Below are 25,893 nucleotides of genomic sequence, written 5' to 3'. Positions count from 1 at the left end.
CTTTCTGTGCGCGCCATGGTGGTTACGGAACTGTCCGGTCCTGAAGGAATTGTCGCGCAGGAGGTTCCCGAGCCCGCAGCCGAAGGTCTTGTTCTCATCGATGTGAAGGCCAGTGGCGTCTGCTTTCCGGACCTACTCATCACCTACGGCAAGTATCAGATCCGCCCGGAACCGCCGTTCATTCCCGGCGCAGAGATCTCGGGCGTCGTGGTCTCCGCGCCGGAAGGGTCGGGTTTCGCTCCGGGCGATCGTGTTCTCGCGGCCGCGTATCTGGGCGGCTATGCAGAGCGGATTGCCGTCAACCCGGCGCAGGTACTCCGAATTCCGGACGGACTCGCCTTCGACGAGGCGGCCTCTCTGATCATCAACTATCAGACGATGGAGTTCGCGCTGGCTCGTCGCGCGAAGATCGTCGCGGGGGAGACGGTCGTCGTGCTCGGCGCTGCGGGCGGAGTCGGAACGGCAACCATCCAGCTGGCCAAGGCGCACGGTGCCCGGGTGATCGCCGTGGTACGACGCGAAGGCGTCGAGGACTTCTTGCGTGAACTCGGTGCCGACGAGGTTGTCGCGCTGGCTCCGGGATGGGGAGAGCGGATTCGGGAACTGACCGACGGCATCGGCGCTCAGATCGTGGTAGATCCGGTAGGCGGGGATGCGTTCGACGACGCGGTCCGGGTTCTGGCGCCGGAGGGGCGTCTTGTGGTTATCGGTTTTGCCGGCGGCGGCATTCCTCAGGTCAAGGTGAACCGGGTGCTGTTCCGCAACATCAGCATTGTCGGCGCGGCGTGGGGCGAGTTCACGCGCACCAATCCCGAAGCGGTAGCCGAGGTGCATGCATCGCTGGTAGAACACGTCCGGAACGGCTTGCGTCCGCTGGTCAAGGCACGGTATCCGCTTGCCGACGCAGCAGTTGCCCTGGCTGATCTCGAAAGCGGCAAAGTTCTCGGAAAGGCCATCTTGCTGCAGGAATGATTCTTCGCAACGTGATGGTGCTCACCAAATAATAAGTTGCAACATGTTTTCATTTGGGCAATAGTTGCAACCGCACTACCATTTGCCAGGTGATCGCTTCCGATTCTGATGACCTGTATGGAGCACTCGACGAGTTGTTCACTCGCCTGATGAGCGCCGGTGATTCGGAGTCGATCGATGCGTTGATCGAACTGGATCTCTCGTTCTCTCAGGTGCGTGTGCTGTTCGTACTTGCACAACGTGATGCGGCGATCCCGATCAACGAGGTTGCCGACGAGCTTCGGCTCTCGGTGGCAGCTACGGGGCGGAACATCGATCAGCTCGTGAACATGGGTCTGGTCGATCGCCGTGAAGACGAGCGGGACCGACGCGTCAAGCGGGTTTCCTTGTCGGAGGCCGGTCGTAAGGTGACGACCAACCACATCGAGTGCAAGCGCGGCCAGCTTCGCGAATTCGCGTCGCGTGTTCCTGAGCCAGAGCGGATTCGTTTGTTCGAGGCTCTCAAGCCCATTCTCGCGGGTGACTATCTGCGAGCACTTAACCAGGAGACTTCGCGATGACATCGCCGAACGCGCCGGCACCGGCGTCCGACAAACTTGACGGGGCGGTCCTCAAGATCGCTTCCGTGGTGGTGCTCGGCGCCATCATGTCGATTCTCGACGTAACCGTGGTGAGCGTCGCGCTCACCACTTTTGCCGAGGACTTCGAAACTTCGTACGCCACCGTCGCGTGGACGATGACGGCCTACACGCTCGCCTTGGCGACGGTCATTCCGGTTACCGGTTGGGCTGCCGACCGTTTCGGCACCAAGCGCCTGTACATGACGGCCCTGGTGCTGTTCGTGCTCGGTTCGGTCGCTTGTGCGATGGCGTGGGACATCACCTCGCTCATCGGCTTCCGCGTGCTCCAGGGTCTCGGCGGCGGCATGTTGATGCCGCTCGGTATGACGATCATGACCCGGGCCGCCGGTCCGGACCGTGTCGGTCGTGTCATGGCAGTTCTCGGTATCCCGATGCTGCTCGGTCCTATCGGCGGCCCGATTCTCGGTGGTTGGCTGATCGAGGCCGCGAGCTGGCACTGGATCTTCCTGATCAACTTGCCGATCGGCATCATCGCTCTGGCTGCTGCGTTCATCATTCTGCCGTCCGACAAGGCGAAGCCTTCGGAGTCCTTCGACTTCCTCGGCATGATCCTGCTGTCGCCCGGTCTGGCGCTGTTCCTGTTCGGTGTGTCGTCCATCCCTGAGGTGGGAACCGTTGCGTCGGCTCGAGTTCTGGTGTCGGCCGGTATCGGTCTGGCACTGATCATCGCCTTCGTGTTCCACGCGCTCAACAAGGATCACCCGCTGATCGACCTGCACCTGTTCAAGAACCGTCAGTTGACCACCGCCGTCATCACGACGTCGCTGTTCATCGTCGCGTTCATGGGCGCCGGGTTGCTGTTCCCGAGCTACTTCATTCAGGTCGGCGGGCACACCACGCTCGCGGCCGGATTGTTGATGGCTCCACAGGGTCTGGGCGCTATGGTCACCATGCCGATCGCTGGTCGACTGGTCGACAAGATCGGCCCGGGCAAGATCGTCCTGACCGGTTTGCCGCTGATTCTCATCGGTTTGGGTGTGTTCACACAGGTTGCCTCGGATTCCCCGACGTGGCTGCTGATGGGCGCCTTGTTCGTCATGGGCCTCGGTATGGGTTGCACCATGATGCCGCTGATGACCGCAGCTATCGTGACGCTCTCCAACGAGCAGATCGCTCGCGGTTCCACTCTGATGAACATCGTTCAGCAGACTGCAGGTTCGATCGGTACCGCCGTGATGTCGGTGGTCTTGACCAACCAGCTTCTCGATCGTGGCCTCGATACGACGATGGTCGGTGCGGCGTCGCACATTCCGACCGAGCCGGGAAGTCCGCAGGAGTCTGCTGCGAATTCGATTCTCAGTGCGGCGTCGGATGCCTTCGGCAACACCTTCCTCGTTGCCACTGTGCTGATCGTCCTGACCCTCATCCCGGCGTTCTTCCTGCCGCGGAGCAAGACCACCAGGCCGGTGGCCGAGGGCGAGACGGCAACGCCGATCGTTATGCACTGACCGCTTTTCGGTAGATCGTTCGTCCAGATGAGGGCGGCACACATCTTGTGTGCCGCCCTCATCTTTTTGCCGTGGAATACAGCTGGATGGTTGAATGTTTGATCAGTTACATGCAAACGCATGGATCTAGTTCGCGGAGGAGCAACCATGCAGTTCGGAATCTTCACGGTCGGTGACGTCACCACTGATCCCACGACGGGTAAGACCCCGACAGAGCACGAGCGCATCAAGGCCATGACGACCATCGCCAAGCACGCCGAGGAAGTCGGTCTCGACGTCTTCGCGACCGGCGAGCACCACAACAAGCCGTTCGTGCCGTCATCTCCGACCACGATGCTCGGATACATCGCGGCCCAGACCGAGAAGATCACGCTCTCCACGTCCACGACGCTGATCACCACCAACGACCCGGTGAAGATCGCCGAGGACTACGCGATGCTTCAACACCTCGCTGAGGGGCGTGTCGATCTGATGATGGGACGCGGAAACACCGCGCCGGTGTACCCGTGGTTCGGCAAGGACATTCGCGCCGGTATCCCGTTGGCGCTCGAGAACTATCAACTTCTTCGCCGGCTCTGGGACGAGGAGGTCGTGAACTGGCAAGGGGAGTACCGCACACCGCTGCAGGGATTCACGTCCACCCCGCGCCCGCTGGACGGCGTCGCGCCGTTCGTGTGGCACGGTTCGATCCGCAGCCCCGAGATCGCGGAGATCGCGGCGTATCACGGCGACGGATTCTTCGCGAACAACATCTTCTGGCCGAAAGAGCACTACATCGAGCTGATCAATCTCTACCGCCAGCGTTACGAGCATTACGGCCACGGCTCCGCGGATCAGGCGATTGTCGGTCTCGGTGGTCAGGTCTTCATGCGCAAGAACAGTCAGGACGCGGTCAAGGAATTCCGTCCGTATTTCGACAATGCTCCGGTGTACGGCCACGGGCCCTCACTCGAAGAGTTCACCGAACAGACGCCGCTGACCGTCGGTTCCCCTGAGCAGGTCATCGAAAAGACGTTGGCGTTTGCCGATTTCTTCGGTGACTACCAGCGCCAGCTGTTCCTGATGGATCACGCCGGGCTGCCGCTCAAGACGGTGCTCGAGCAGCTCGATCTGCTCGGTGAGGAAGTTGTTCCGGTTCTGCGCCGTGAGTTCGCGGCCAGGCGGCCCGCACATGTGCCGGACAACCCGCCCACTCACGCGTCGATGAAGGCGGCTCGTGAGGCAAGCAGTGTCACTGCCTGACGAGCAACCGCCTGAGGTTCCGGTCAGCACCACCGAACTCGCCACCGACGCCTGGGAAGCCTTGTTTCGCGCCCAGGTGTCGGTACTGCGGCGGCTCTCTGCCGACGACGTCTGGGATCAGGTGTCGATGCGCGAGTACGACGTGCTGTTCACATTGAGCCTCACACCGAGTAGTTCACTTCGCCTGCATGATCTGAATCGCGAGATCCTGTTGAGCCAGCCGTCGCTCAGCCGCCTGGTAGAACGGTTGGAGGGCGAAGGTCTGGTATCGAGAAGTGTTGATCCACAGGATCGCCGCGGAACGATCGTGCAGCTCACCGAAGCGGGTGCAGCGCTGCAGAAATCAGTGGGTCGCCGTCATGCGGCGAGCATTCGTCGCCACGTCGGACCGGCCCTGGACGCGGATGAACTTCGAATGTTGGCCGAATTGTGCACGCGTCTGCGTCTCGCGCAGTCATGACTAGAGGCAGGATGGACGATATGAGCAACCTCGAAGCGCAGCCCGTCGAGCAGGAATGCGAAGGCCATCCGGTGGAGAGCGAGATTCAGATTCTCACCCCGCGCGACGTACCGCTCGGTGGCCCGCGGGCGATGCGAGTGCGTCGCACCCTTCCGCAACGCGAGCGTTCGCTGATCGGGGCATGGTGTTTTGCCGATCATTACGGTCCGGATGACGTCGGCTCAGGACCGGGCATGCATGTGCCGCCGCATCCGCATACCGGATTGCAAACGGTGAGTTGGCTGTTCACCGGAGAGATCGAGCACCGTGACAGCATCGGTTCCCATGCGATGGTGCGGCCGGGTGAACTGAATTTGATGACGGCCGGGAGTGGGATCGCGCACTCCGAGGTGTCGACGCCGAATACGAAGGTTCTGCACGGGATGCAGTTGTGGGTGGCGCTGCCGGATGCGGCGCGCGATACCGCACCCGCGTTCGTTCACTATCGACCGGAGCCGGTGACCACCGATGGTGTCACGCTCAGTGTGTTCCTCGGCTCGCTCGCCGGTGAAACGTCTCCGGTGTCTACCTTCACCGAATTACTCGGTGCCGAGGTGATTCTCGATCCTGGGGCCGAGATCGCCCTCGATGTCGATCGTTCACATGAGCACGGCGTGATCGTCGATCAAGGATCGGTTGTTCTGCGTGGTACCACCGTCGGCTGGGCCGAGTTGGGTTATCAAGCACCAGGTTTCGGAAAACTGACTTTGCGCAATCCGGGATCCGAACCGGCTCGACTGCTACTGCTCGGCGGGAAACCGTTGGGCGAGCAGGTCATCATGTGGTGGAACTTCATGGGTCGTACCCACGAAGAGATCGTCGAGTATCGACGCAAGTGGCAGGCCGAGCTGGCCTCCGGATTCGACGGCAGCGTCCCGGACCAGCGTTTCGGCGTCGTGCCGGGATACGACGGCCCGGCGCTCCCGGCACCCGAGTTGCCGAACAGTACGTTGCGGCCCCGAGGCTAGTCGCTGCTGTTGCTGCTGCCAGCCGCGAGCATCGTCTCGATCAGGCCTGTTCGATGTCCTGGTGAGCCTTCGCGAGCATGATGTAGCCGGCGCCGTTGGCGGTGATACCGGCCTTTTCGCCTTCGGAGAGTTCACGTTTGACCTTGGCGGGCACGCCGGCGACCAGTGATCCAGGCGGGATTTGCATCCCCTGAGACACGACCGCACCGGCTGCAATCAGTGATCCCGAACCGATGTGTGCGCCGTTGAGCACCACGGCACCCATACCGACGAGAACGTCGTCTTCGACGGTGCACCCGTGCAGCACTGCGTTGTGGCCGACCGAGATTCGCTCGCCCAGCACTGCGGGGAACGTCGGGTCGGCGTGCACGGTGCAGTTGTCCTGAATGTTGGTGTCAGCGCCGATGGAGATCGATTCGGCGTCGCCGCGGATAACCGCGCCGTACCAGATGCTGGCTCCCGCAGCGATGGTCACAGCGCCGACAACGGTGGCGTTGGGTGCGATGAATGCACTTTCGTCGATCTGCGGGGTGTTACCGAGAACGGTGGCGATGATCGGGTTGGTCATGGTTCTCCTGTGCGTTGGAATGACGTGCTCTGACGGTACCTGGACTATTTCGGTGTGGACTTTCGATTCATGACTACCGTCCCGACACCCGCGGTCACCACCAGTCCGATGGCGACGAGTGTGAAAGCGTCGAGCGTTTGCCCGATCACGAGGACTCCGGCCAGTGCGGCCGCTGCCGGTTCGAGGGCGATGAGGACCGCGAAGACCTTCTTGGCCAAGGAGCGCAGCGCCCACATTTCCAAGCTGTACGGGATGACGGACGAGAGGATGGCGACGGCGGCGCCTGCGGCGAGCATCTTCGGATCCAGCAGTTCGCTTCCGCCCGAGACAACGCCGAAGGGGAGCGTCAATACGGCTGCGACGATGCTTGCGCCTGCCAACCCGTCGGCGCTCGGGAGCGTCGCGGCCAGGTGGGAACCGGCCACGATGTAGCCGGCCCACGCAGTCGCGGCGATCAACGCGAACATCACCCCGATCGGGTCCAATCCGGATTCGCCGTGATCGCCTAACCCGAGCAGCAACACTCCGCCGAAGGCGAGCAGTACCCACGCTCCGTCGGCCCACCGACGAGACAGAACTGCGGCCAGGGTGAGCGGTCCGAGGAACTCGATGGTGACGGCGGTGCCGATGGGCACCGTGTCGAGGGCGAGGTAGAAGGCGCCGTTCATCACGGCGAGGGCGATGCCCAGCGCGAAGATGCCTTTGCGTTGCCGGTTCGACCACCTGCTCCATCGCGGACGGACGATGACGCCGAGGATGATCGCAGCGATCGTCAGCCGAAGCGTCGTGGCTCCGGCGGGCCCGATCTGCGAGAACAATGTCGTCGCGAATGCCGCTCCGAACTGGAGCGACAGTATCGAGGTGAGGACCGCGCCGACCGGCAGTAGCTGACTGCCCGCCTTCATTCTCCGGTGAACTCGGGACTTCGACGCTCGAGCATCGCGGCGACGGCTTCGTGGTGATCTCGGGTGTGGTGGGCGATCGACTGCATGGCGGCCGAGAGTTCGAGCAGGCTCTCGAGGCTCTGGTGCTGGCCTTCGCGGAGGAGTTTCTTGGTCATGCGGAGTACCTGCGGGGGATTGGCGGCTACTCGAGCTGCCAAAGCGTGCGCTGCGGAAAGCAATTCCTCGGGTTCGGTGATCTGCGAGACCAGACCCCAGTCGAGTGCCTTCGCAGCATCGATGGGTTCGCCGGTGAACGCCATCTCGGCGGCGCGGGCGTTGCCGATCGCGCGGGGGAGCAGCCAGGCTCCGCCGTCGCCGGGGATGAGTCCCACCTTGACGAAGCTCTCGGCGAAGACTGCGGCGGTCGAGGCGATGCGGAGGTCACACATGAGGGAGAGGTCGCAGCCCGCTCCGATGGCCGGGCCGTTGACGGCTGCGATGGTCGGCACCTCACATGTGTACAGCGCGAGCGGAATGCGCTGGATGCCGTGCCGGTAGCCCTGGCGGATCTCGCCGGGAGCACCACCGAACATGCCTTCCTTGTCTCGCATGTGTTTGACGTTGCCGCCGGAGGAGAAAGCCGACCCGGCCCCCGTGAGGATGACCGCTCGCACACTCTGATCTCGGTTGACTGCGGTGACCGCGTCTTCGAGGGCCTCGATCATGTCGATCTCGGAGATCGCGTTGCGGGTGTCCGGGCGATTGAGGGTCCACGTGACCACATCGCCGGTTCGCGAGATCAGTACGGCGTCGCTCATGGGTGCTCCTGGTAGTCGATGGCAGTTGAGCTCAGTCTCTCACCACAAGATTTCTCAATAACAATCATTCGTGCTTGATTTTTATGGACCCGGGTGTGATGCTGGTCGCATGGCCGAACTTCAGACGTTCATCGATGACTTGCGGGCCGAAGGCGAGAGCCTCGACGCCCTGGTTGCGGATCTGCCCGAGGAGAAGTGGGCGACCATGACGCCGGCGGAAGGGTGGAGCGTCGCGCATCAGATCGGGCACCTGCACTGGACGGACAGTGCTGCGATCCTGGCGATCACCGACCCGGACGGGTTTGCGGAGCAGTTGAAGGCGGCGTTCGTGAATCCGGCGGGATTTGTCGACGACGGTGCTGCCGAGCAGGCGGCCCGCCCGCCGGCGGAGTTGCTCGCCGATTGGCGAGCGGGGCGCACCGCTCTCGTCGAGGCTCTCACCGCCGCCCCGTCCGGTACCAAGTTTCCTTGGTACGGCCCGCCTATGGGCGGAGTGTCCATGGCAACTGCGCGATTGATGGAGACGTGGGCGCACGGGCAGGACGTTGCCGACGCGCTCGGCGTCGAGCGAGCCCCGACGGCGCGCATCAAGAACATCGCTCATCTGGGTGTCCGTACGCGGAACTTTGCGTACTCGGTCAACGAGAAGACGCCGCCCGCCGACGATTTCCGGGTTGAGTTGACGGCGCCGGACGGTTCGCTCTGGACCTGGGGGCCGGAAGATGCACCGCAGAAGGTGACCGGGCCCGCATTGGACTTCTGTTTGCTGGTCACTCAGCGTGCCAATCGCGCCGATCTCGATCTGGTTGCCGTTGGTGCCGACGCGGACGAGTGGCTCGGGTTCGCGCAGGCATTTGCCGGACCCAGCGGCGAGGGACGAGCCGCACGAGAAGCGAAGGTGGATAAATGAGTTCGGTACGGATCGGTAACTGCTCCGGTTTCTACGGCGACCGCGTCTCGGCGATGCGCGAGATGCTCGAGGGCGGCGAACTCGACTACCTGACCGGCGACTACCTTGCCGAACTGACGATGTTGATCCTCGGACGGGACCGGATGAAGGACCCGTCACTCGGCTACGCGAAGACGTTCCTGCGACAGGTGGAAGACACCCTCGGACTTGCGCTCGACAAGGGCGTGAAGATCGTCGCGAATGCCGGCGGTCTCAACCCGGCTGGACTGGCCGACGCGCTGCGCGAGGTCAACACCAGGCTGGGGTTGAACGCGAAGATCGCCCACGTCGAGGGCGACGATCTGGTCTCTCGGGCAGACGAACTCGGACTCGGCTCCCCGCTGACGGCCAACGCGTACCTCGGCGCCTGGGGCATCGTCGAAGCATTGTCGGCCGACGCCGATGTCGTGGTCACCGGACGTGTCACCGACGCTTCGGTGATCGTCGGTCCCGCCGCTCACCATTTCGGTTGGAAGCGAGATGATTTCGATCAGCTGGCCGGTGCTGTCGCGGCGGGCCACGTCATCGAGTGCGGAACCCAGGCCACCGGCGGCAACTACGCGTTCTTCACCGAGATTCCGAATCTGGGCCGTCCTGGCTTCCCGATCGCCGAGATCAACGCGGACGGATCTTCGGTCATCACCAAGCATGCCGGTACGGACGGCGAGGTGAGCGTCGGCACCGTGACGGCGCAGCTGCTGTACGAGATCACGGGTGGACGCTACGCAGGCCCGGACGTGACCACCCGCATCGACAACGCGGTGCTCACCCAGGAAGGCCCGGATCGGGTGCTGATCAGCGGAGTCACGGGCGAGGCTCCGCCGCCGCAGTACAAGGTCTCACTCAACACGCTGGCCGGGTTCCGCAACGAGGCCACGTTCATCCTCACGGGTCTCGACATCGAGGCCAAAGCGGATCTGGCGAAGACTCAACTCGAATCCTGGCTGACGAAGAAGCCCGCCGAACTGGTCTGGACTCTCGCTCGCACGGATCACCCGGATTCCGACACCGAGGAAACCGCGAGTGCGTTGCTGCGCTGCGTGGTTCGCGATTCCGATCCCAAGGTGATCGGTCGTCCCTTCTCTGCGGTTGCGGTGGAAATGGCACTCGCCAGTTACCCAGGCTTCTCGCTGACCGCGCCGCCGAGCAACGGACAACCGTACGGAGTGTTCACCCCCGGCTACGTCGACGCGGGATCGGTGCCGCACGTGGCCGTACTGCCCGACGGCACTCGCGTGGACATCGCTCCGTCGACGCTGACGCAGGACCTCGAAGCCGTCGACGAACCTGAGCGTCCGGAGCCGTTGCCGCCACAGTCTTCGCTTTCGGTGCCACTCGGCACGATTGCCGGTGCCCGTAGTGGCGACAAGGGTGGAAATGCCAACGTCGGCGTCTGGGTTCGCACGGACGATCAGTGGAAGTGGTTGGCGCACACTCTGACCGTCGAAATGCTCAAGGAACTGCTACCGGAAGCAGCAGACCTGAACGTCACTCGCTACCAGCTTCCGCACCTTCGTGCCGTCAACTTCGTGATCGAGGGAATCCTCGGTCAGGGTGTTGCCTCGCAGGCCCGGTTCGATCCGCAGGCCAAGGGGATTGGTGAATGGCTGCGTTCGCGCCACATCGACATCCCGATTTCGCTACTCCCCGTAACTGACGAGAAAGAGGATTCACGGTGACCGTGTGGACCACACCGGAAAGGCTTGCGCTTCGCGAGACCGTACGCGGATTCGTGAACCAGGAGATTCTGCCGCATCTGACGCAGTGGGAGCGCGACGGCGAGATTCCGCGCGAATTGCACCGCAAGGCAGGCGCTCTCGGGCTGCTCGGCGCCAGTGCTCCCGAATCGGCGGGCGGTGAGGGCGGCGACGCCGTCGACTCCATCGTGATCTGTGAGGAGATGCATCAGGCAGGTGCGTCGGGCGGGCTGTTCGCTTCGCTCTTCACCTGCGGCATCGCGGTGCCGCACCTGATTGCGGCCGGCGACGAGGCGCAGATCGAGAAGTGGGTCAAGCCGACCCTGCGCGGCGACAAGATCGGCTCGCTCGCCATCACCGAGCCCGGCGGAGGCAGCGACGTCGGGCACCTGACAACCACAGCCAAGCGCGACGGCGATCATTACGTCGTGAACGGCGCCAAGACGTTCATCACCTCCGGCGTTCGAGCCGACTTCGTCGTTACCGCAGTGCGCACCGGTGGCCCCGGCGCGGGTGGTGTCTCACTGCTCGTGATCGAGAAGGGCACACCGGGATTCACCGTCTCGCGCAAACTCGAGAAGATGGGCTGGCGCGCATCCGATACCGCGGAACTGTCCTTTGTCGATGCGAGGGTTCCGGTGGAGAATCTGGTCGGCGCAGAGAACAGCGGCTTCGCGCAGATCGCCCAGGCATTTGTCTCCGAGCGGGTCGCCCTCGCCGCGCAGGCGTATGCCAGTGCAGAACGTTGCCTGGAGCTGACCCTCGAATGGTGCCGCGCCCGCGAAACTTTCGGTCGGCCCCTCATCAGTCGGCAGGCCGTGCAGAACACCGTCACCGAGATGGCCCGCAAGATCGACGTCGCCAAGGTGTACACCCACTCGGTGATCGAGCGGTACATGGCTGGTGACGGCGACCTGATCGCCGAGGTGTGCTTTGCGAAGAACACGGCAGTCGAGACGGGCGAATGGGTTGCGAACCAAGCCGTTCAGCTGTTCGGCGGCCTCGGATACATGCAGGAAAGCGAAGTGGAGAGGCAGTACCGGGACATGCGAATTCTGGGAATCGGTGGCGGAACCACCGAAATCCTCACCGGCCTCGCGGCCAAGCGATTGGGGTATCAGTCATGAGTGTCATCCGGTCAACACTGGACACCAATTCCGAGGTGTACAAGACCGCAACATCGACCATGAACACCAAGCTCGCCGAGATCGAGGTCGAGCACGCCAAGGCGTTGGCGGGTGGCGGCGAGAAGTACACCGAGCGGCACCACAAGCGGGGAAAGCTCCTGGCACGCGAGCGGATCGAACTCCTGCTCGATCAGGATTCACCGTTCCTCGAACTGTGTCCCCTCGCTGCGTGGGGGAGTGACTTCCCGGTCGGAGCCAGCACCGTGGTCGGTATCGGCGTCGTCGAAGGTGTCGAATGCCTGATCGTCGCCAACGATCCCACCGTGCGCGGCGGCACCAGCAATCCGTGGACGCTGCGTAAGGGTTTCCGCGCCAACGACATCGCCATGCAGAACCGCCTTCCCGTCATCTCGCTGGTCGAGTCCGGCGGTGCAGACCTGCCGACGCAGAAGGAGGTGTTCATCCCGGGCGGGCGTATGTTCCGTGACCTCACACAGCTTTCCGCAGCCGGTATCCCCACCATTGCACTGGTCTTCGGTAACTCGACTGCCGGCGGCGCGTACATCCCGGGCATGTCCGACCACGTCGTGATGATCAAGGAACGTTCCAAGGTGTTCCTCGCAGGCCCGCCGCTGGTCAAGATGGCCACCGGTGAGGAATCAGATGACGAGGCACTCGGCGGCGCCGAAATGCACGCTCGCAAGTCCGGGTTGGCTGACTACTTCGCAGCCGACGAGCAGGACGCGATCCGCATCGGTCGCTCGATCGTCAAGCGACTCAACTGGACCAAGAAGGGGCCGGCGCCTCGCGCGGAGATCATCGAACCGCTCGAGGATCCGGAAGAGTTGCTCGGCATCGTTCCGGCCGACCTGAAGATTCCGTTCGATCCGCGTGAGGTCATCGCCCGTATCGTCGACGGTTCCGACTTCGACGAGTTCAAGCCGCTCTACGGTTCCTCCCTCGTGACCGGCTGGGCCGAACTCAACGGTTACCCGATCGGCATCCTGGCCAACGCACGTGGAGTTCTCTTCAGCGAAGAGTCCCAGAAGGCAACGCAGTTCATCCAGCTTGCCAACCGCTCCAACACGCCGTTGCTGTTCCTGCACAACACCACCGGCTACATGGTGGGTAAGGAGTACGAGGAGGGCGGCATGATCAAGCACGGATCGATGATGATCAATGCGGTTGCCAACTCCAAGGTTCCGCACATCTCGATCCTGCTCGGAGCGTCGTACGGCGCCGGTCACTACGGCATGTGCGGACGGGCATTCGATCCGAGATTCCTCTTTGCCTGGCCCAGTTCCAAGTCCGCCGTCATGGGCGGTGCGCAGCTCGCCGGCGTCATCTCCATCGTGGGACGCGCTGCTGCCGAGGCCCGCGGCCAGGTTTTCGACGAGCAGGCTGATGCCGGCATGCGCGCGATGATCGAGAACCAGATCGAGGCCGAGTCACTTCCGATGTTCCTGTCCGGGCGTCTGTACGACGACGGCGTCATCGATCCCCGAGACACCCGCACCGTGGTGGGAATGTGCCTGTCGGCCATTGCCACCGCCCCGATCGAAGGCACCGAGAACTTCGGCGTCTTCCGTATGTGAGGCACGCCGTGACAATCACTTCAGTACTGGTCGCCAATCGTGGCGAAATCGCCCGCCGTGTCTTTGCAACCTGCCGCAAGAACGGAATCGGCACGGTTGCGGTTTTTTCCGACGCGGATGCCGACAGCCCTCACGTCGCCGAAGCCGATGCTTCGGTTCGCCTGCCGGGTAACACGCCTGCCGAGACCTACCTGCGGGGTGAGCTCATCATCGCCGCCGCCAAGGCTTCGGGCGCCGACGCGATTCACCCCGGATACGGATTCCTCTCCGAGAACGCGGAGTTCGCGCGCAGCGTCATCGATGCCGGACTGACATGGATCGGTCCGCCCGTCGAATCCATCGAGCTCATGGGATCGAAGGTCGAGTCCAAGAAGATCATGGACGCGGCCGGAGTTCCGGTGCTGTCCGAACTCGATCCCGCTGCGGTGACCGACGCTCATTTGCCAGTGCTGATCAAGGCGTCGGCGGGCGGCGGCGGACGCGGAATGCGTGTCGTTCGTGAATTGTCGGCGCTGGAAGGCGAACTGGAAGCGGCGCGGCGTGAGGCGCAGTCCGCCTTCGGCGACCCGACTGTCTTCTGCGAGCGCTACCTCGAGACCGGTCGGCACATCGAGGTCCAGGTCATGGCCGACCGCCACGGTGGGGTGTGGGCGGTGGGGGAGCGCGAGTGCTCGATCCAGCGTCGGCATCAGAAGGTGGTCGAAGAGGCACCGTCGCCGCTCGTGCAGCGCATCCCCGCCATGCGCGACAAGCTCTTCGACGCCTCGCGGCTCGCAGCCAACGCCATCGGCTACGAAGGAGCAGGAACCGTTGAATTCCTGGCAGACGAAAAGGGTGACTTCTTTTTTCTGGAGATGAACACTCGCCTGCAGGTGGAGCATCCCGTCACCGAGTGCACCACCGGACTCGATCTGGTGGAACTGCAATTGCAGGTCGCTTCAGGTGAAGTGCTTCCGGACGAGCAGCCGGAGATTCGCGGACATTCCATCGAGGTGCGCCTGTACGCCGAGGACCCCGCCAAGAACTGGCAACCGCAGAGCGGAACCGTTCACCACATCGAGTTGCCCGGTGACCCACAAGAATTCAGTGTTCTGCGTGAGCAGGGCGTTCGCCTCGACTCCGGCGTCGTCGACGGCAGTGTTGTCGGCGTCCACTACGACCCGATGTTGGCCAAGATCATCTCGTACGCGCCGACGCGGACCGCAGCTGCTCGGCTGCTCGCGTCGACGCTGGCGCGCACCAGGATTCACGGCCTGCGCACCAACCGTGACCTGCTCGTCAATGTCCTGGCTCACCCGGCCTTCATTGCCGGGGACACCGATACGGCGTTCTTCGAGACCCATGACCTCGAGAAGTTGTCAACGCCTCTGGCCGACACCGACGCCGAAAGGCTTTCGGCGCTAGCGGCGGCACTTGTCGATGCCGCGCACAACCGGGCGTCGGCGCGCGTCATCGGCCGCTTGCCCAGCGGGTGGCGCAACCTCCCGTCGCAGCCGCAGAGCAAGAGCTACTCCACTGCGTCGGGCGACTACGACGTCCGCTACTCCCTGAGCCGAAGCGGCGTGTTGAACGCAGAAGGCTTCGACGACGTGAGCCTGGTATCGGCAACTGCTGCCCGGGTAGTGCTCGAGCAGAGCGGAGTACAGCGTTCGTTTGACGTGGCGGCATACGGGAGTGAGATTTTTGTCGACTCCTCGCTGGGGCCGGTCGCGTTGACGGCAGCACCGCGCTTCGTGGATCCGTCGGCGGAAGTCGCCGCCGGTTCGTTGCTCGCTCCGATGCCGGGATCGGTTATCCGCCTCGGTGCCGCACTCGGTGACACCGTCACTGCCGGCCAGCCGATTCTGTGGCTAGAGGCCATGAAGATGGAACACACCGTCACCGCGCCGACTGCCGGTGTTCTGGTAGAACTTCCGGTCGCCGTCGGCCAGCAGATCGAAGTCGGATCGGTACTCGCACGTGTGGAAGAACCCGCTACAGAAGAGGAAGCATGATGAGTTTCATCGAAACCGAAGAGCAGAAGGAACTGCGGGCATCCGTTTCCAAACTGGGTGAGCGCTTCAACTACGTCGACTACGTGCTGCCCAAGGCGCGCAAGGGTGAGCCGCTCACCGAATTGTGGAACGAGGCGGGCAAACTCGGATTCCTGGGCGTCAACCTGCCGGAGGAATACGGCGGCGGCGGTGCCGGTATCTACGAACTCGCGCTGGTGCAGGAGGAATTGGCGGCACAGGGTGCCGGTCTGCTCCTGGTTGTCGTATCCCCGGCCATCTGCGGCACCATCATCGGCAAGTACGGCACGGCGGAGCAGAAGCAGCAGTGGCTACCCAGCCTCGCCGACGGTTCCAAGATCATGGCGTTCGGAATCACCGAGGCCGACGCTGGTTCCAACTCTCATCAGATCACCACGACGGCACGCAGGGATGGCGACGACTGGATCCTGAGCGGCAACAAGATCTACATCTCGGGTGTCGATCAGGCTGACGCGGTCCTCATCGTCGCGCGCACCGAGGACTCCAAGACCGGCAAGCTCAAGCCCGCTCTGTTCATCGTCCCCACGGATTCTCCCGGATTCGTGAAGACGCAGATGGAGATGGACATCATCGAACCGGACCACCAGTTCATCTTGTTCCTCGACGATGTACGGCTGCCGGCCGACGCTCTGGTCGGCGAAGCCGATGCCGCCCTGATGCAGTTGTTCGCCGGCCTCAACCCCGAGCGCATCCTGGGTGCGTCGATGGCCATCGGCATGGGCCGTTACGCCCTGAACGCTGCGGTGAAGTTCGCCAACGAGCGCACGGTGTGGAAGACGCCGATCGGTGCGCACCAAGGTATTTCGCATCCACTCGCGCAGGTGAAGATCGAACTCGAGCTCGCCAAGCTGATGATGCAGAAGGCCGCGGTGCTCTACGACAGCGGCGACGATTTCGGTGCTGCCGAAGCCGCGAACATGGCAAAGTACGCCGCCGCCGAAGCCAGCATCAAGGCGCTCGATCAGGCGATCCAGACGCACGGCGGCGCAGGCCTGACGAAGGAATACGGGTTGGCCGCCATGCTCGGCGCGGCCCGTATCGCCCGCGTCGCGCCGGTGAGCCGCGAGATGATCCTCAACTTCGTCTCGCAGCACTCTCTCGGTCTGCCGCGGTCGTACTAAACGGTCCTACTGAAGAGGAGACTCATGACGGATCAGGACAAGCCATACGTACGGTGCGAAGTGTCGGGCGGTGCTGCCACGATCACTCTCGACTCACCCCACAACCGCAACGCGATTTCGACGCGGTTGGTCACGGAATTACAGGCGGGGTTGACGTCGGCGGCCGCCGATCCGGCAGTTCGAGCGGTGGTGCTCACCCACACCGGTGGAACATTCTGTGCGGGAGCCGATCTCAGCGAGGCTTCCGGATCGTCCGCGTCACCGGAAGAGGCCGTCAAAGAACGAGGGCGGGGAATGCTGACGCTCTTGCGCAGCATTCTCGAGCTTCCCAAGCCGGTGATCGGGCGCATCGACGGTCACGTCCGGGCCGGGGGTATGGGTCTTGTCGGGGCGTGCGACATCGTCGTCGCCGGACCGGCGAGCACCTTCGCGGTGACGGAATCACGGTTGGGTTTGGCAGCGTCCATCATTTCGCTCGCGGTCCTACCGAGGCTCGACCAGCGATCTGCGAGCCGATACCTGCTCACCGGAGAGAAGTTCGGCCAGCACGAGGCCGAATCCATCGGACTCGTCACCGCCGCGTCGCAGGACACGGGGGAGTCGATCACCGAACTGCTCGGCACCTTGCGCCAATGTTCACCGCAGGGACTTGCCGAATCGAAGTGGATCACGACGCGTTCGGTCCTGGCCGGATTCGACCGTGACGGCGAGGAGATGATCGCGCAGTCCGCCCGGCTGTTTTCCTCTGACGAGGCTCGTGAGGGCATGATGTCTTTCTTGCAGAAGCGTCCAGCAGCTTGGGCGCAGTAGAACTGCGCACTGGAACACAGCGGTAGAAAGGATGGCGGCGCGATGACTCGAGAACCCAAGCAGGACCGAAGTCGAGTCACGCGCTCCCACCTGCTCGAAGTGACTGTGGAGTGTCTCGCCGAACTCGGATGGAGCGCAACGACGATGAGCGTCGTCGCCCAGCGTGCCGGGGTGTCCCGCGGTGCGATGCAGCATCACTTCCCGACCCGCGAGGACCTCATCACCGCGGCGCTCGAGGTGATGTTCGACGCCAGGATGGATCAGGCACGAAAGGAATCGACCGACCTTCCGGTGGGTGCCGGACGAACCGAGGCGGTCATTTCGCGGTTGGTCGAGTACTACACCGGGACTCTGTTCAAAGCAGCACTGCAGGTGTGGACGGCCGCTGCCTCCGACCCCGACCTGCGGGCCCGCGTGTTACCCCTCGAGGAACGGTTCGGGCGCATCGCGCACCGCATGGCCGTCGAGAGTCTCGGTGTCGACGACTCCGATCCGGTGACGCACCGTTTGGTACAGGCGACCCTGGACCTGGCCCGCGGGCTGGGGCTGGCAGACGTCTTGACCGACGACTCGCGTCGACGCACCGAGGTGGTCAAACAATGGGCGGCGCAATTGGATTCCACGCTGGTTCGGGTACCGGTCCCAACTCCCTGAATCGGTAGCGGCGTGGCGGCGACCGATGAGCGAGGTGCGCACGTGGCGTGTGTCGGGGGCCACCGAGAAGTACAGTCGGCTCCATGGCCGCACGCACCCTCACTTCGATCGGGACTTCGGTATTGGTCTCGGCTGCCGTGCTTTCGGCGGTGGTCGGCTGCAGCTCCGACGACGGGTCCGCCGATCGGCCGGGGGACGACGCCAGTTCGCCGGCGCTCGCACCCACCGATCCCGGTCCGATGTTCGCCGAATGCGGCTCGGTGACCGACGAAGAAGTTGTCAATGCCTTCAACCTCGGCGCTTTTGCGACGACGACGCGCAACGGCGTCGGTTGCCAGTGGGAGGTCGCTGGTTCGAGCGGTCCGAGCGTCAGTTTCTCCTGGTACCGCGGTAGCCCGATCGGCCGCGAACGGGCCGGGTCCGACCTGCTCGGACGTCCCGCCGCCGACATCACGATCGGCGGTCATCAAGGCTTCATCGCGTCCACGGCAGGTTCGTTGTGCGAGTTGGGTATCGCGTTCGGCGGAGACTTCGTGCACTGGTCGATCACCTACGGTTTGCTGCCACCGACCGCGGATCCATGCACGGTGGCGCGGGATCTGATGGAAAAAACAGTTTCGAGGGCACAGTGAAGTTCGAGGGCGCCGTGAAGCGCGTACGGATCGGGCTCGCCCTGGCTGGATCGCTGGTTCTGCTGACAGGCTGCGGCTCGGTGGTTACCGGGGCTCCCCGTGCGGAGGGCAGCTACGGCGGTAGTGACAGCCAGGAATTCGCCAACGTCCTCCAAGAATGCGAGGCCGTCACCGACGAGCAGATCGCCGGCGCGGTGGGTGCCGACGCCGTCGGGCGTGGGTTCTTCGGCGCCATCTGCCGTTGGGACGGCATCGGGGCCGCGGGTCCGATCAAGATCACCTTCAACTGGTTCGAGACGGGCACCCTCGATCACGAGCGCGCTGCATTCGAACATCTGGGTTACGTGGTGGCGAAAATCGACATCAATGGCAGTGGCGGTTACGAGGTTCGCCAGCCGGCCGATCCGCAGAGCTGCGGCGTGAGCGCGAGCGCACCGGCCGGGGGAGTGTTCGGTTGGTGGGTCACCGAGCCGCAGGGCGGCGCGGATCCGTGCGAGGCTGCGGCAAAGCTCGGCGCGTTGACGTTGAACCGCAGCATCTGATCGTGACCGGTCCGGCTGCGTGGTCTGAGTTTGCAGCCAGAGTGTCTGGTCAGAGCGTGAGGTCACTATCACCGTGGCCTCGCTTTGACCTCGTGGCGCGCCGACAGGTATCGTTATGGGTCGTGTCCGGCATGCCCGGGCCGATCTGTGTGCCTAGCTAGGTATTGCCGTGCGCGCGTTCGAGCAGAAACTGCTGATGAACGAGCATCCGGCTGCCTGTGTGGGGGTATGCGACACGCCCGACCTCGGGGGCAGTGCGCGGCATGAAAGTGCTGAGTACAGACTCTGAGGTGGGTGAGGAGCAGCAGCTCTCTTGCTCCAACTGCTAGATCCCTAATTTCAGAACAGCCACGTTTTCGAACGGCCCGAGTTCGCTCGAGCAGTCTGTTCGTCACAAGAAAGCCGGTAAATGCCAACCATCAACCAGCTGGTCCGCAAGGGTCGCCGCGACAAGACCGCCAAGGTCAAGACGGCAGCCCTCAAGGGCAGCCCGCAGCGTCGTGGCGTGTGCACTCGCGTGTACACCACCACCCCCAAGAAGCCGAACTCCGCGCTCCGTAAGGTCGCACGTGTTCGCCTCACGACTTCGGTCGAGGTCACCGCGTACATCCCCGGTGAAGGTCACAACCTTCAGGAGCACTCCATGGTGCTCGTCCGTGGCGGTCGTGTGAAGGACCTCCCGGGTGTCCGTTACAAGATCATCCGCGGCTCCCTGGACACCCAGGGTGTCAAGGGTCGCAAGCAGGCACGCAGCCGCTACGGCGCCAAGAAGGAGAAGAGCTAATGCCACGTAAGGGCCCCGCTCCGAAGCGCCCGCTCATCAACGACCCGGTTTACGGTTCCCCGTTGGTGACGCAGCTCGTCAACAAGATCCTGCTGGACGGCAAGAAGTCCACCGCAGAGCGAATCGTGTACCAGGCTCTCGAGCAGGCACGCGAGAAGACCGGCACCGATCCGGTCGTCACTCTCAAGCGCGCCCTGGACAACGTCAAGCCTGCACTCGAGGTTCGTAGCCGCCGCGTCGGTGGCGCTACCTACCAGGTGCCGGTCGAGGTTCGTCCCGGTCGTTCCACCACGCTGGCACTGCGCTGGCTGGTCACCTTCTCGCGTGCACGTCGTGAGAAGACCATGGTCGAGCGTCTCGCCAACGAGCTCCTCGATGCCAGCAATGGCCTCGGTGCAGCTGTGAAGCGTCGCGAAGACACTCACAAGATGGCCGAAGCCAACAAGGCATTCGCCCACTACCGCTGGTGATGTAAAGCGTCGGAGCAACTGCCATCGGGTGGGGCTCCGACGCTTGTCGCCGTTGGCGACCTGATCATCTCGCCGGTTTCCGGACGCAGGTGGCCAGGTTCGCCTCGGCAGAGACATAATTGAAAGACCATGGCCTTGACGGTGGAACACACCGGATACGGCCGACACCCGAAAACCAAGCAACGAGCGGGGAAGAAACCTGTGGCACAGGAAGTGCTGACTGACCTGAACAAGGTCCGCAACATCGGCATCATGGCGCACATCGATGCCGGCAAGACCACCACCACCGAGCGCATCCTGTTCTACACCGGTGTCAATTACAAGATCGGTGAGACGCACGACGGTGCGTCGACGACGGACTGGATGGAGCAGGAGAAGGAACGCGGCATCACGATCACGTCTGCCGCCGTGACTTGCTTCTGGAACAACAACCAGATCAACATCATCGACACCCCCGGCCACGTCGACTTCACGGTCGAGGTGGAGCGGTCGCTGCGCGTGCTCGACGGCGCAGTTGCTGTCTTCGACGGTAAGGAAGGTGTCGAGCCGCAGTCCGAGCAGGTTTGGCGTCAGGCTGCCAAGTACGACGTTCCGCGCATCTGCTTCGTCAACAAGATGGACAAGATGGGCGCGGACTTCTACTTCACAGTCCAGACCATCATCGACCGTCTCGGCGCGAAGCCGCTCGTTCTCCAGCTGCCCATCGGCGCTGAGGACGACTTCGACGGCGTCGTCGACCTGGTCGAGATGCGTGCCATCACCTGGCGCGGCGTAGTTCCGACCGGTGCACTGCCGACCATCGAAGAGATCCCCGCGGACCTCGTCGAGAAGGCTGCAGAGTACCGCGAGAAGCTGCTCGAAACCGTTGCCGAGTCCGACGAAGCTCTCATGGAGAAGTACTTCGGCGGCGAAGAGCTCACGGTCGAGGAAATCAAGGGCGCCATCCGCAAGATGACGGTCGCTTCCGAGCTGTACCCGGTCATCTGTGGCTCCGCGTTCAAGAACAAGGGCGTTCAGCCCATGCTCGACGCAGTCATCGATTACCTGCCGAACCCGCTGGACATCGGCGAGGTCGTCGGCCACAAGCTCGGTGACGAAGAAGTAGAGATCACTCGCAAGCCGAGCAAGGAAGAGCCGTTCTCGGCTCTCGCCTTCAAGATCGCTGCTCACCCGTTCTTCGGCAAGCTGACCTTCGTCCGCGTGTACTCGGGTCGTATCGATCCGGGCGCTCAGGTGCTCAACGCAACCAAGGGCAAGAAGGAGCGCATCGGAAAGCTCTTCCAGATGCACGCCAACAAGGAGAACCCGGTAGACGAGGCCGTAGCCGGCCACATCTACGCAATGATCGGCCTCAAGGACACCACCACCGGTGACACCTTGTGCGATCAGGCGAGCCCCATCGTCCTCGAGTCGATGTCGTTCCCCGCGCCGGTCATCCAGGTCTCCATCGAGCCCAAGACCAAGTCCGACCAGGAAAAGCTGGGCGTCGCGATCCAGAAGCTGGCCGAAGAGGATCCGACCTTCTCGGTCGAACTCGACGAAGAGACCGGTCAGACCGTCATCGGCGGTATGGGCGAGCTCCACCTCGACATCCTCGTCGACCGCATGCGTCGCGAGTTCAAGGTCGAGGCGAACGTCGGTAAGCCGCAGGTTGCGTACCGCGAGACCATCACCAAGAAGGTCGAGAAGCACGACTACACCCACAAGAAGCAGACGGGTGGCTCGGGCCAGTTCGCAAAGGTCATCATCGCTCTGGAGCCTTTCGTGGGCGAAGACGGTGCTACCTACGAGTTCGAGAACAAGGTCTCCGGCGGACGTATCCCGCGCGAGTACATCCCCTCCGTGGATGCTGGTGCGCAGGACGCGATGCAGTACGGTGTTCTCGCCGGCTACCCGCTCGTGAACCTGAAGCTGTCGCTGCTCGATGGTGCTTACCACGACGTCGACTCCTCGGAAATGGCGTTCAAGGTTGCCGGTTCGCAGGCACTGAAGGAAGCCGCCCGCAAGGCCGGCCCCGTCATTCTCGAGCCGCTCATGGCTGTCGAGGTCACAACGCCCGAGGAGTACATGGGCGACGTGATCGGCGACCTCAACTCCCGCCGTGGCCAGATCCAGGCCATGGAGGAACGCAGTGGTGCCCGTGTCGTGAAGGCGCTGGTTCCGCTCTCGGAGATGTTCGGTTACATCGGTGACCTGCGGTCGAAGACCCAGGGCCGTGCGAACTTCTCCATGGTGTTCGATTCCTACGCAGAGGTTCCCGCGAACGTCTCGAAGGAAATCATCGCCAAGGCGACGGGCGAGTAAGCACAGCGAGCTCCCCAGCCCGCGCCGGCAAGTGACCTCGGTTGCTTCCGGCACGAAGCACGACCAAGTAACAACCAACCGCACTGCTGCATACGGCAAGCAACAACAGTCCAGGAGGACACAAAGTGGCGAAGGCGAAGTTCGAGCGGACGAAGCCGCACGTGAACATCGGCACCATTGGTCACGTCGACCACGGCAAGACCACGACGACGGCGGCCATCACCAAGGTTCTCGCGGATGCATTCCCCGACCTGAACGAGGCTTCGGCCTTCGATCAGATCGACAAGGCTCCCGAGGAAAAGGCTCGTGGCATCACGATCAACATCTCGCATGTTGAGTACCAGACGGAAAAGCGCCACTACGCGCACGTCGATGCACCGGGTCACGCCGACTACATCAAGAACATGATCACCGGCGCAGCTCAGATGGACGGCGCTATCCTCGTCGTCGCAGCTACCGACGGCCCGATGCCCCAGACGCGCGAGCATGTCCTGCTCGCTCGCCAGGTTGGCGTTCCTTACATCCTCGTCGCCCTGAACAAGGCCGACATGGTTGACGATGACGAGATCCTCGAGCTCGTCGAGATGGAGGTCCGCGAACTGCTGGCCGCTCAGGAATTCGACGAGGAAGCCCCCGTCATTCCGATCTCGGCACTCAAGGCACTCGAGGGTGACCCGAAGTGGACGCAGTCCATCCTCGACCTGATGGCTGCAGTCGACGAGTCCATCCCGGACCCGGTCCGCGAGACGGACAAGCCCTTCCTCATGCCCGTCGAGGATGTCTTCACGATCACCGGCCGTGGCACGGTTGTCACCGGTCGTATCGAGCGTGGCTCGGTCAACGTGAACGAGGAGGTGGAGATCGTCGGCATCAAGGAGACCTCCACCAAGACCACCGTCACGGGTATCGAGATGTTCCGCAAGCTGCTCGACTCGGGCCAGGCCGGCGACAACGTCGGACTGCTCGTTCGTGGCATCAAGCGCGAAGATGTCGAGCGTGGACAGGTTGTCGTCAAGCCGGGCACCACGACTCCCCACACGGAGTTCGAGGGCCAGGCATACATCCTGTCGAAGGACGAGGGCGGCCGCCACACCCCGTTCTTCAACAACTACCGCCCGCAGTTCTACTTCCGTACCACGGACGTTACGGGCGTCGTGACGCTGCCTGAGGGCACCGAGATGGTCATGCCCGGTGACAACACCGAGATGTCCGTCAAGCTCATCCAGCCTGTCGCCATGGACGAGGGCCTGCGCTTCGCAATTCGCGAAGGCGGCCGTACGGTCGGCGCCGGCAAGGTTGCCAAGATCATCAAGTGAGACTCTTGTCTCGCTAGCTGATTCACAGCACTAGGAAAGGCGCTCATTCCCTTCGGGGAGTGAGCGCCTTTTCTGTGTCTATGGCCAGGTGGTCTGCGATCGGTTGTTCGGGGTGCTTCTACTTGGAGGCTTCTACCCGGTCGAGATGCAACAGAACCTGTACCGCGACAGGTGAGCCGTCGAGGCTTCGCCTGGTTGCACGGGCGATGTGTTCGGCCGAAGTGGTGAAGCCGACGACATCGATCGCCGGGTCTGCGGTGACGACAATCGACAGCGTTGGCAGTCCGCGATCGATCGTCGCTTTGCTTCTGGTGCTGCGCACGCCGCTCAGCTGGGCGAGTTCTGCCGCTACGCCGTCGGCGACCGGTCCCAGATCCACACTGACGTCGGTACCGGACTCGTTGTGCCGCAATGTGACTGCGCTCGTTCGGCGTCGACGAAGGTTCAGGTACAACAGCCCGAAACCGGCGAAGACGCAGAGGATGAAGGTGCCCGACAGCACCCAGTGCCACCAAGGCTCCTCCGGAAGACCGAAGAGGACCTCACGATCGAGTCGTGACACCCAGGTCCTGATCAGTGAGGCACCCGCGTCCCACGCGATGGCGTATGCGCCCGCCGCGAGGAGTGCGATTCCGACGATGAGGACGATGGTCCGATCGACCGCGGAGATCCAGCGGTTCACGAGGCGTCCTTTCGTCGTACTGGCGTTTCTCTCACGACTACCGAAAGCTGCAGTGGCTGCTGGAGTATCGCGAGATGAGGCCGAACTGCCGCGTCGACGGCCGCGGCAAGTTCGGTTCGATCGTCGCCGGTGGATTCGATGTGGACCTTGATGTGTTTGCGGTCGACGCTGGTGTGGGCCGAGTCGACGCCGGGAACGACCGCTGCGTGGCTACTGCACAGACGTGCAATGTCCGTCGGCCGCATCCAGACCGTCGATGCGCTCGGGTTACCCAACGGCACATGGGTTTTCGCCCGGCGTTTGAGGGCGGACATGATCAGGACAACGCCCGCGACGACGGCAGCGATCGCGACCGGCAGCAGCCACGGTTGCCAGTGCAGACGCGACGTCCACTCCACGGAGTTTCGGATCCAGGGCGCCGAATCGAAGGTTCCGCGGTTGATGAACCATTCGCGCGAGACCACGAAAGCGAGTGCGAGTAGACCGCACGCGATGACGACGGCTGACACCGCGGCGGCGGGGTTCGCGGAGGGAACTCGGGGTGGAATCGGATCCGAGAGTGCCTCCTGTGCGGGGCCTTCCGCGATTTCGACGCCGGAAACACAGGATTCGTCAGAACCCTCGGTTGCCGCGATCATGACGTTCATGTCGTGGAGGGGCAGGCCGGTCAGCGACTCGACGCTGCGTCCGACTTCTGCCCGCACGCGACCGGTCAGTTCGGTGACCGAACATGGCCAGGACACAGCGAGGAACAGATTGATGGCCACGGCGTCGCTGCCCATCGAGATGTCGGCTCGCGGAAGGTCGCGCCCGGTCAGGCGGGTCAAGCCACCGGACTGGCGGACCACCCCCGGGACGTTCACCGCTGCGGCAGTGGCTATCTTGGCCATCGCCCGGTCCTTGATGACCAGTGAACCTCGTAGGCCGGGATCGTCTGCCGCGTTCGGAGTGGTCGGCTCAGCCACGGCCACGGCTTCGGAGGATCGCGCCGAGATCGAGATGTCCGTCGCGGTGTGCTCCGATCGCCATACCGGCGGCGCCGAGCAGGACGGCGAAGACGAATCCGCTGAATCCGCCCATGATTCCGGCGAGCGCGAGGAGCAGACCGACCAGCAGTCCGACGGTAGTGCTGTTCAT

At 63.3% G+C, this 25,893-nt stretch carries 26 protein-coding genes; 20 read left to right on the top strand and 6 right to left on the bottom strand.

Features of this window, described 5'->3' with window-relative positions; genetic code table 11:
* The first annotated feature begins 6 nt into the window (after positions 1 to 6).
* The 6 genes from CPI83_RS20460 to CPI83_RS20435 all read left to right on the top strand — a co-directional run bounded on the left by CPI83_RS20460 (position 7) and on the right by CPI83_RS20435 (position 5,770).
* The gene (locus CPI83_RS20460) at positions 7 to 972 is read left to right on the top strand and encodes an NADPH:quinone oxidoreductase family protein (protein ID WP_097387638.1); all 966 of its coding nucleotides are present in this window, start codon (positions 7 to 9) and stop codon (positions 970 to 972) included.
* 89 nt (positions 973 to 1,061) lie between these two features.
* Positions 1,062 to 1,532 carry a MarR family winged helix-turn-helix transcriptional regulator gene (locus CPI83_RS20455; protein ID WP_003941890.1) on the top strand — a complete coding sequence of 157 codons (471 nt, stop codon included), beginning with the start codon at positions 1,062 to 1,064 and terminating at the stop codon, positions 1,530 to 1,532.
* A complete protein-coding gene (locus CPI83_RS20450; protein ID WP_003942006.1) occupies positions 1,529 to 3,061 on the top strand; it encodes a DHA2 family efflux MFS transporter permease subunit in 1,533 nt (510 codons plus the stop codon). The genes CPI83_RS20455 and CPI83_RS20450 overlap by 4 nt, the downstream gene beginning before the upstream one ends.
* Positions 3,062 to 3,208: 147 nt before the next feature.
* Positions 3,209 to 4,303, top strand: a complete 1,095-nt coding sequence (locus CPI83_RS20445) for an LLM class flavin-dependent oxidoreductase (RefSeq protein ID WP_020906827.1) — start codon at positions 3,209 to 3,211, stop codon at positions 4,301 to 4,303.
* Positions 4,290 to 4,763 carry a MarR family transcriptional regulator gene (locus CPI83_RS20440; RefSeq protein WP_020906828.1) on the top strand — a complete coding sequence of 158 codons (474 nt, stop codon included), beginning with the start codon at positions 4,290 to 4,292 and terminating at the stop codon, positions 4,761 to 4,763. The genes CPI83_RS20445 and CPI83_RS20440 overlap by 14 nt, the downstream gene beginning before the upstream one ends.
* Positions 4,764 to 4,783: 20 nt before the next feature.
* A complete protein-coding gene (locus CPI83_RS20435) occupies positions 4,784 to 5,770 on the top strand; it encodes a pirin family protein (RefSeq protein ID WP_020968973.1) in 987 nt (328 codons plus the stop codon).
* Positions 5,771 to 5,810: 40 nt separating this feature from the next.
* On the opposite strand, the gene CPI83_RS20430 is transcribed toward CPI83_RS20435, so the two are convergent.
* The 3 genes from CPI83_RS20430 to CPI83_RS20420 are packed head-to-tail and all read right to left on the bottom strand — an operon-like array spanning position 5,811 to position 8,040.
* On the bottom strand, positions 5,811 to 6,338 hold the full coding sequence (locus CPI83_RS20430; protein ID WP_003941993.1) for a gamma carbonic anhydrase family protein: 528 nt from the start codon (positions 6,336 to 6,338) through the stop codon (positions 5,811 to 5,813).
* Between the two features lie 44 nt (positions 6,339 to 6,382).
* Entirely contained in the window at positions 6,383 to 7,243 is an 861-nt protein-coding gene (locus tag CPI83_RS20425) for an EamA family transporter (protein WP_020906830.1), read from the bottom strand.
* Positions 7,240 to 8,040, bottom strand: a complete 801-nt coding sequence (locus CPI83_RS20420) for a crotonase/enoyl-CoA hydratase family protein (RefSeq protein ID WP_020906831.1) — start codon at positions 8,038 to 8,040, stop codon at positions 7,240 to 7,242. Before CPI83_RS20420 ends, CPI83_RS20425 begins: the two co-directional genes overlap by 4 nt.
* Positions 8,041 to 8,149: 109 nt before the next feature.
* Here CPI83_RS20420 and CPI83_RS20415 point away from each other — a divergent pair, with 109 nt between their 5' ends.
* From CPI83_RS20415 to tuf, 14 genes are all read left to right on the top strand, one after another.
* Positions 8,150 to 8,950, top strand: a complete 801-nt coding sequence (locus tag CPI83_RS20415; RefSeq protein WP_020968976.1) for a TIGR03084 family metal-binding protein — start codon at positions 8,150 to 8,152, stop codon at positions 8,948 to 8,950.
* Positions 8,947 to 10,668 (top strand): acyclic terpene utilization AtuA family protein, encoded by a 1,722-nt coding sequence (locus CPI83_RS20410; RefSeq protein WP_020968977.1) that lies wholly within the window; start codon positions 8,947 to 8,949, stop codon positions 10,666 to 10,668. Before CPI83_RS20415 ends, CPI83_RS20410 begins: the two co-directional genes overlap by 4 nt.
* Positions 10,665 to 11,813, top strand: a complete 1,149-nt coding sequence (locus CPI83_RS20405) for an acyl-CoA dehydrogenase family protein (RefSeq protein ID WP_007728404.1) — start codon at positions 10,665 to 10,667, stop codon at positions 11,811 to 11,813. Before CPI83_RS20410 ends, CPI83_RS20405 begins: the two co-directional genes overlap by 4 nt.
* Entirely contained in the window at positions 11,810 to 13,408 is a 1,599-nt protein-coding gene (locus tag CPI83_RS20400) for a carboxyl transferase domain-containing protein (RefSeq protein ID WP_003941989.1), read from the top strand. Before CPI83_RS20405 ends, CPI83_RS20400 begins: the two co-directional genes overlap by 4 nt.
* Positions 13,409 to 13,416: 8 nt before the next feature.
* Positions 13,417 to 15,402 (top strand): biotin carboxylase N-terminal domain-containing protein, encoded by a 1,986-nt coding sequence (locus CPI83_RS20395; RefSeq protein ID WP_097388224.1) that lies wholly within the window; start codon positions 13,417 to 13,419, stop codon positions 15,400 to 15,402.
* Positions 15,402 to 16,562 (top strand): acyl-CoA dehydrogenase family protein, encoded by a 1,161-nt coding sequence (locus CPI83_RS20390; RefSeq protein WP_029536739.1) that lies wholly within the window; start codon positions 15,402 to 15,404, stop codon positions 16,560 to 16,562. Before CPI83_RS20395 ends, CPI83_RS20390 begins: the two co-directional genes overlap by 1 nt.
* A gap of 24 nt (positions 16,563 to 16,586) precedes the next feature.
* Positions 16,587 to 17,372, top strand: coding sequence for an enoyl-CoA hydratase family protein (locus tag CPI83_RS20385; protein WP_097387637.1), 786 nt, complete (start codon positions 16,587 to 16,589; stop codon positions 17,370 to 17,372).
* A gap of 42 nt (positions 17,373 to 17,414) precedes the next feature.
* Entirely contained in the window at positions 17,415 to 18,026 is a 612-nt protein-coding gene (locus CPI83_RS20380; protein ID WP_019744287.1) for a TetR/AcrR family transcriptional regulator, read from the top strand.
* Between the two features lie 83 nt (positions 18,027 to 18,109).
* A complete protein-coding gene (locus CPI83_RS20375) occupies positions 18,110 to 18,658 on the top strand; it encodes a DUF3558 domain-containing protein (protein ID WP_029254868.1) in 549 nt (182 codons plus the stop codon).
* Positions 18,655 to 19,200: a DUF3558 domain-containing protein gene (locus CPI83_RS20370; RefSeq protein ID WP_029254869.1), complete on the top strand. Its 546-nt coding sequence runs from the start codon at positions 18,655 to 18,657 to the stop codon at positions 19,198 to 19,200. Before CPI83_RS20375 ends, CPI83_RS20370 begins: the two co-directional genes overlap by 4 nt.
* A gap of 409 nt (positions 19,201 to 19,609) precedes the next feature.
* Entirely contained in the window at positions 19,610 to 19,984 is a 375-nt protein-coding gene (gene rpsL / locus CPI83_RS20365; RefSeq protein WP_003941908.1) for a 30S ribosomal protein S12, read from the top strand.
* Complete coding sequence (gene rpsG / locus CPI83_RS20360) at positions 19,984 to 20,454, top strand: 30S ribosomal protein S7 (RefSeq protein WP_003941856.1); 471 nt, start codon at positions 19,984 to 19,986, stop codon at positions 20,452 to 20,454. Before rpsL ends, rpsG begins: the two co-directional genes overlap by 1 nt.
* Positions 20,455 to 20,655: 201 nt before the next feature.
* Complete coding sequence (gene fusA / locus CPI83_RS20355; RefSeq protein WP_003942073.1) at positions 20,656 to 22,758, top strand: elongation factor G; 2,103 nt, start codon at positions 20,656 to 20,658, stop codon at positions 22,756 to 22,758.
* Between the two features lie 125 nt (positions 22,759 to 22,883).
* A complete protein-coding gene (gene tuf, locus CPI83_RS20350) occupies positions 22,884 to 24,074 on the top strand; it encodes an elongation factor Tu (protein ID WP_019744283.1) in 1,191 nt (396 codons plus the stop codon).
* Between the two features lie 118 nt (positions 24,075 to 24,192).
* Here tuf and CPI83_RS20345 read toward each other — a convergent pair whose 3' ends face one another.
* Genes CPI83_RS20345 through CPI83_RS20335 form a run of 3 tightly spaced genes read right to left on the bottom strand, consistent with a single transcriptional unit; the run spans position 24,193 to position 25,893 of the window.
* On the bottom strand, positions 24,193 to 24,756 hold the full coding sequence (locus tag CPI83_RS20345) for a hypothetical protein (protein WP_019744282.1): 564 nt from the start codon (positions 24,754 to 24,756) through the stop codon (positions 24,193 to 24,195).
* Positions 24,753 to 25,721, bottom strand: coding sequence for a DUF6286 domain-containing Asp23/Gls24 family envelope stress response protein (locus CPI83_RS20340; protein WP_232816778.1), 969 nt, complete (start codon positions 25,719 to 25,721; stop codon positions 24,753 to 24,755). Before CPI83_RS20340 ends, CPI83_RS20345 begins: the two co-directional genes overlap by 4 nt.
* A complete protein-coding gene (locus CPI83_RS20335; RefSeq protein WP_003942043.1) occupies positions 25,714 to 25,893 on the bottom strand; it encodes a hypothetical protein in 180 nt (59 codons plus the stop codon). Before CPI83_RS20335 ends, CPI83_RS20340 begins: the two co-directional genes overlap by 8 nt.

The sequence above is a fragment of the Rhodococcus sp. H-CA8f genome (genome assembly GCF_002501585.1).
GTDB classification, from domain to species: domain Bacteria; phylum Actinomycetota; class Actinomycetes; order Mycobacteriales; family Mycobacteriaceae; genus Rhodococcus_F; species Rhodococcus_F erythropolis.
The sequence above is the reverse complement of the archived record's forward strand: the minus strand, read 5'-3'. Positions and strand labels throughout refer to the sequence as shown.

What these genes read in the sequence shown, in the direction of transcription:
- CPI83_RS20450 (WP_003942006.1), top strand. Translation starts at nt 1,529, where the DNA reads ATGACATCGCCGAACGCGCCGGCACCGGCGTCCGACAAACTTGACGGG.
- CPI83_RS20445 (WP_020906827.1), top strand. Translation starts at nt 3,209, where the DNA reads ATGCAGTTCGGAATCTTCACGGTCGGTGACGTCACCACTGATCCCACG.
- CPI83_RS20435 (WP_020968973.1), top strand. Translation starts at nt 4,784, where the DNA reads ATGAGCAACCTCGAAGCGCAGCCCGTCGAGCAGGAATGCGAAGGCCAT.
- CPI83_RS20430 (WP_003941993.1), bottom strand. Translation starts at nt 6,338, where the DNA reads ATGACCAACCCGATCATCGCCACCGTTCTCGGTAACACCCCGCAGATC.
- CPI83_RS20425 (WP_020906830.1), bottom strand. Translation starts at nt 7,243, where the DNA reads ATGAAGGCGGGCAGTCAGCTACTGCCGGTCGGCGCGGTCCTCACCTCG.
- CPI83_RS20420 (WP_020906831.1), bottom strand. Translation starts at nt 8,040, where the DNA reads ATGAGCGACGCCGTACTGATCTCGCGAACCGGCGATGTGGTCACGTGG.
- CPI83_RS20415 (WP_020968976.1), top strand. Translation starts at nt 8,150, where the DNA reads ATGGCCGAACTTCAGACGTTCATCGATGACTTGCGGGCCGAAGGCGAG.
- CPI83_RS20410 (WP_020968977.1), top strand. Translation starts at nt 8,947, where the DNA reads ATGAGTTCGGTACGGATCGGTAACTGCTCCGGTTTCTACGGCGACCGC.
- CPI83_RS20400 (WP_003941989.1), top strand. Translation starts at nt 11,810, where the DNA reads ATGAGTGTCATCCGGTCAACACTGGACACCAATTCCGAGGTGTACAAG.
- CPI83_RS20390 (WP_029536739.1), top strand. Translation starts at nt 15,402, where the DNA reads ATGAGTTTCATCGAAACCGAAGAGCAGAAGGAACTGCGGGCATCCGTT.
- CPI83_RS20385 (WP_097387637.1), top strand. Translation starts at nt 16,587, where the DNA reads ATGACGGATCAGGACAAGCCATACGTACGGTGCGAAGTGTCGGGCGGT.
- CPI83_RS20380 (WP_019744287.1), top strand. Translation starts at nt 17,415, where the DNA reads ATGACTCGAGAACCCAAGCAGGACCGAAGTCGAGTCACGCGCTCCCAC.
- CPI83_RS20375 (WP_029254868.1), top strand. Translation starts at nt 18,110, where the DNA reads ATGGCCGCACGCACCCTCACTTCGATCGGGACTTCGGTATTGGTCTCG.
- rpsL (WP_003941908.1), top strand. Translation starts at nt 19,610, where the DNA reads ATGCCAACCATCAACCAGCTGGTCCGCAAGGGTCGCCGCGACAAGACC.
- rpsG (WP_003941856.1), top strand. Translation starts at nt 19,984, where the DNA reads ATGCCACGTAAGGGCCCCGCTCCGAAGCGCCCGCTCATCAACGACCCG.
- CPI83_RS20335 (WP_003942043.1), bottom strand. Translation starts at nt 25,893, where the DNA reads ATGAACAGCACTACCGTCGGACTGCTGGTCGGTCTGCTCCTCGCGCTC.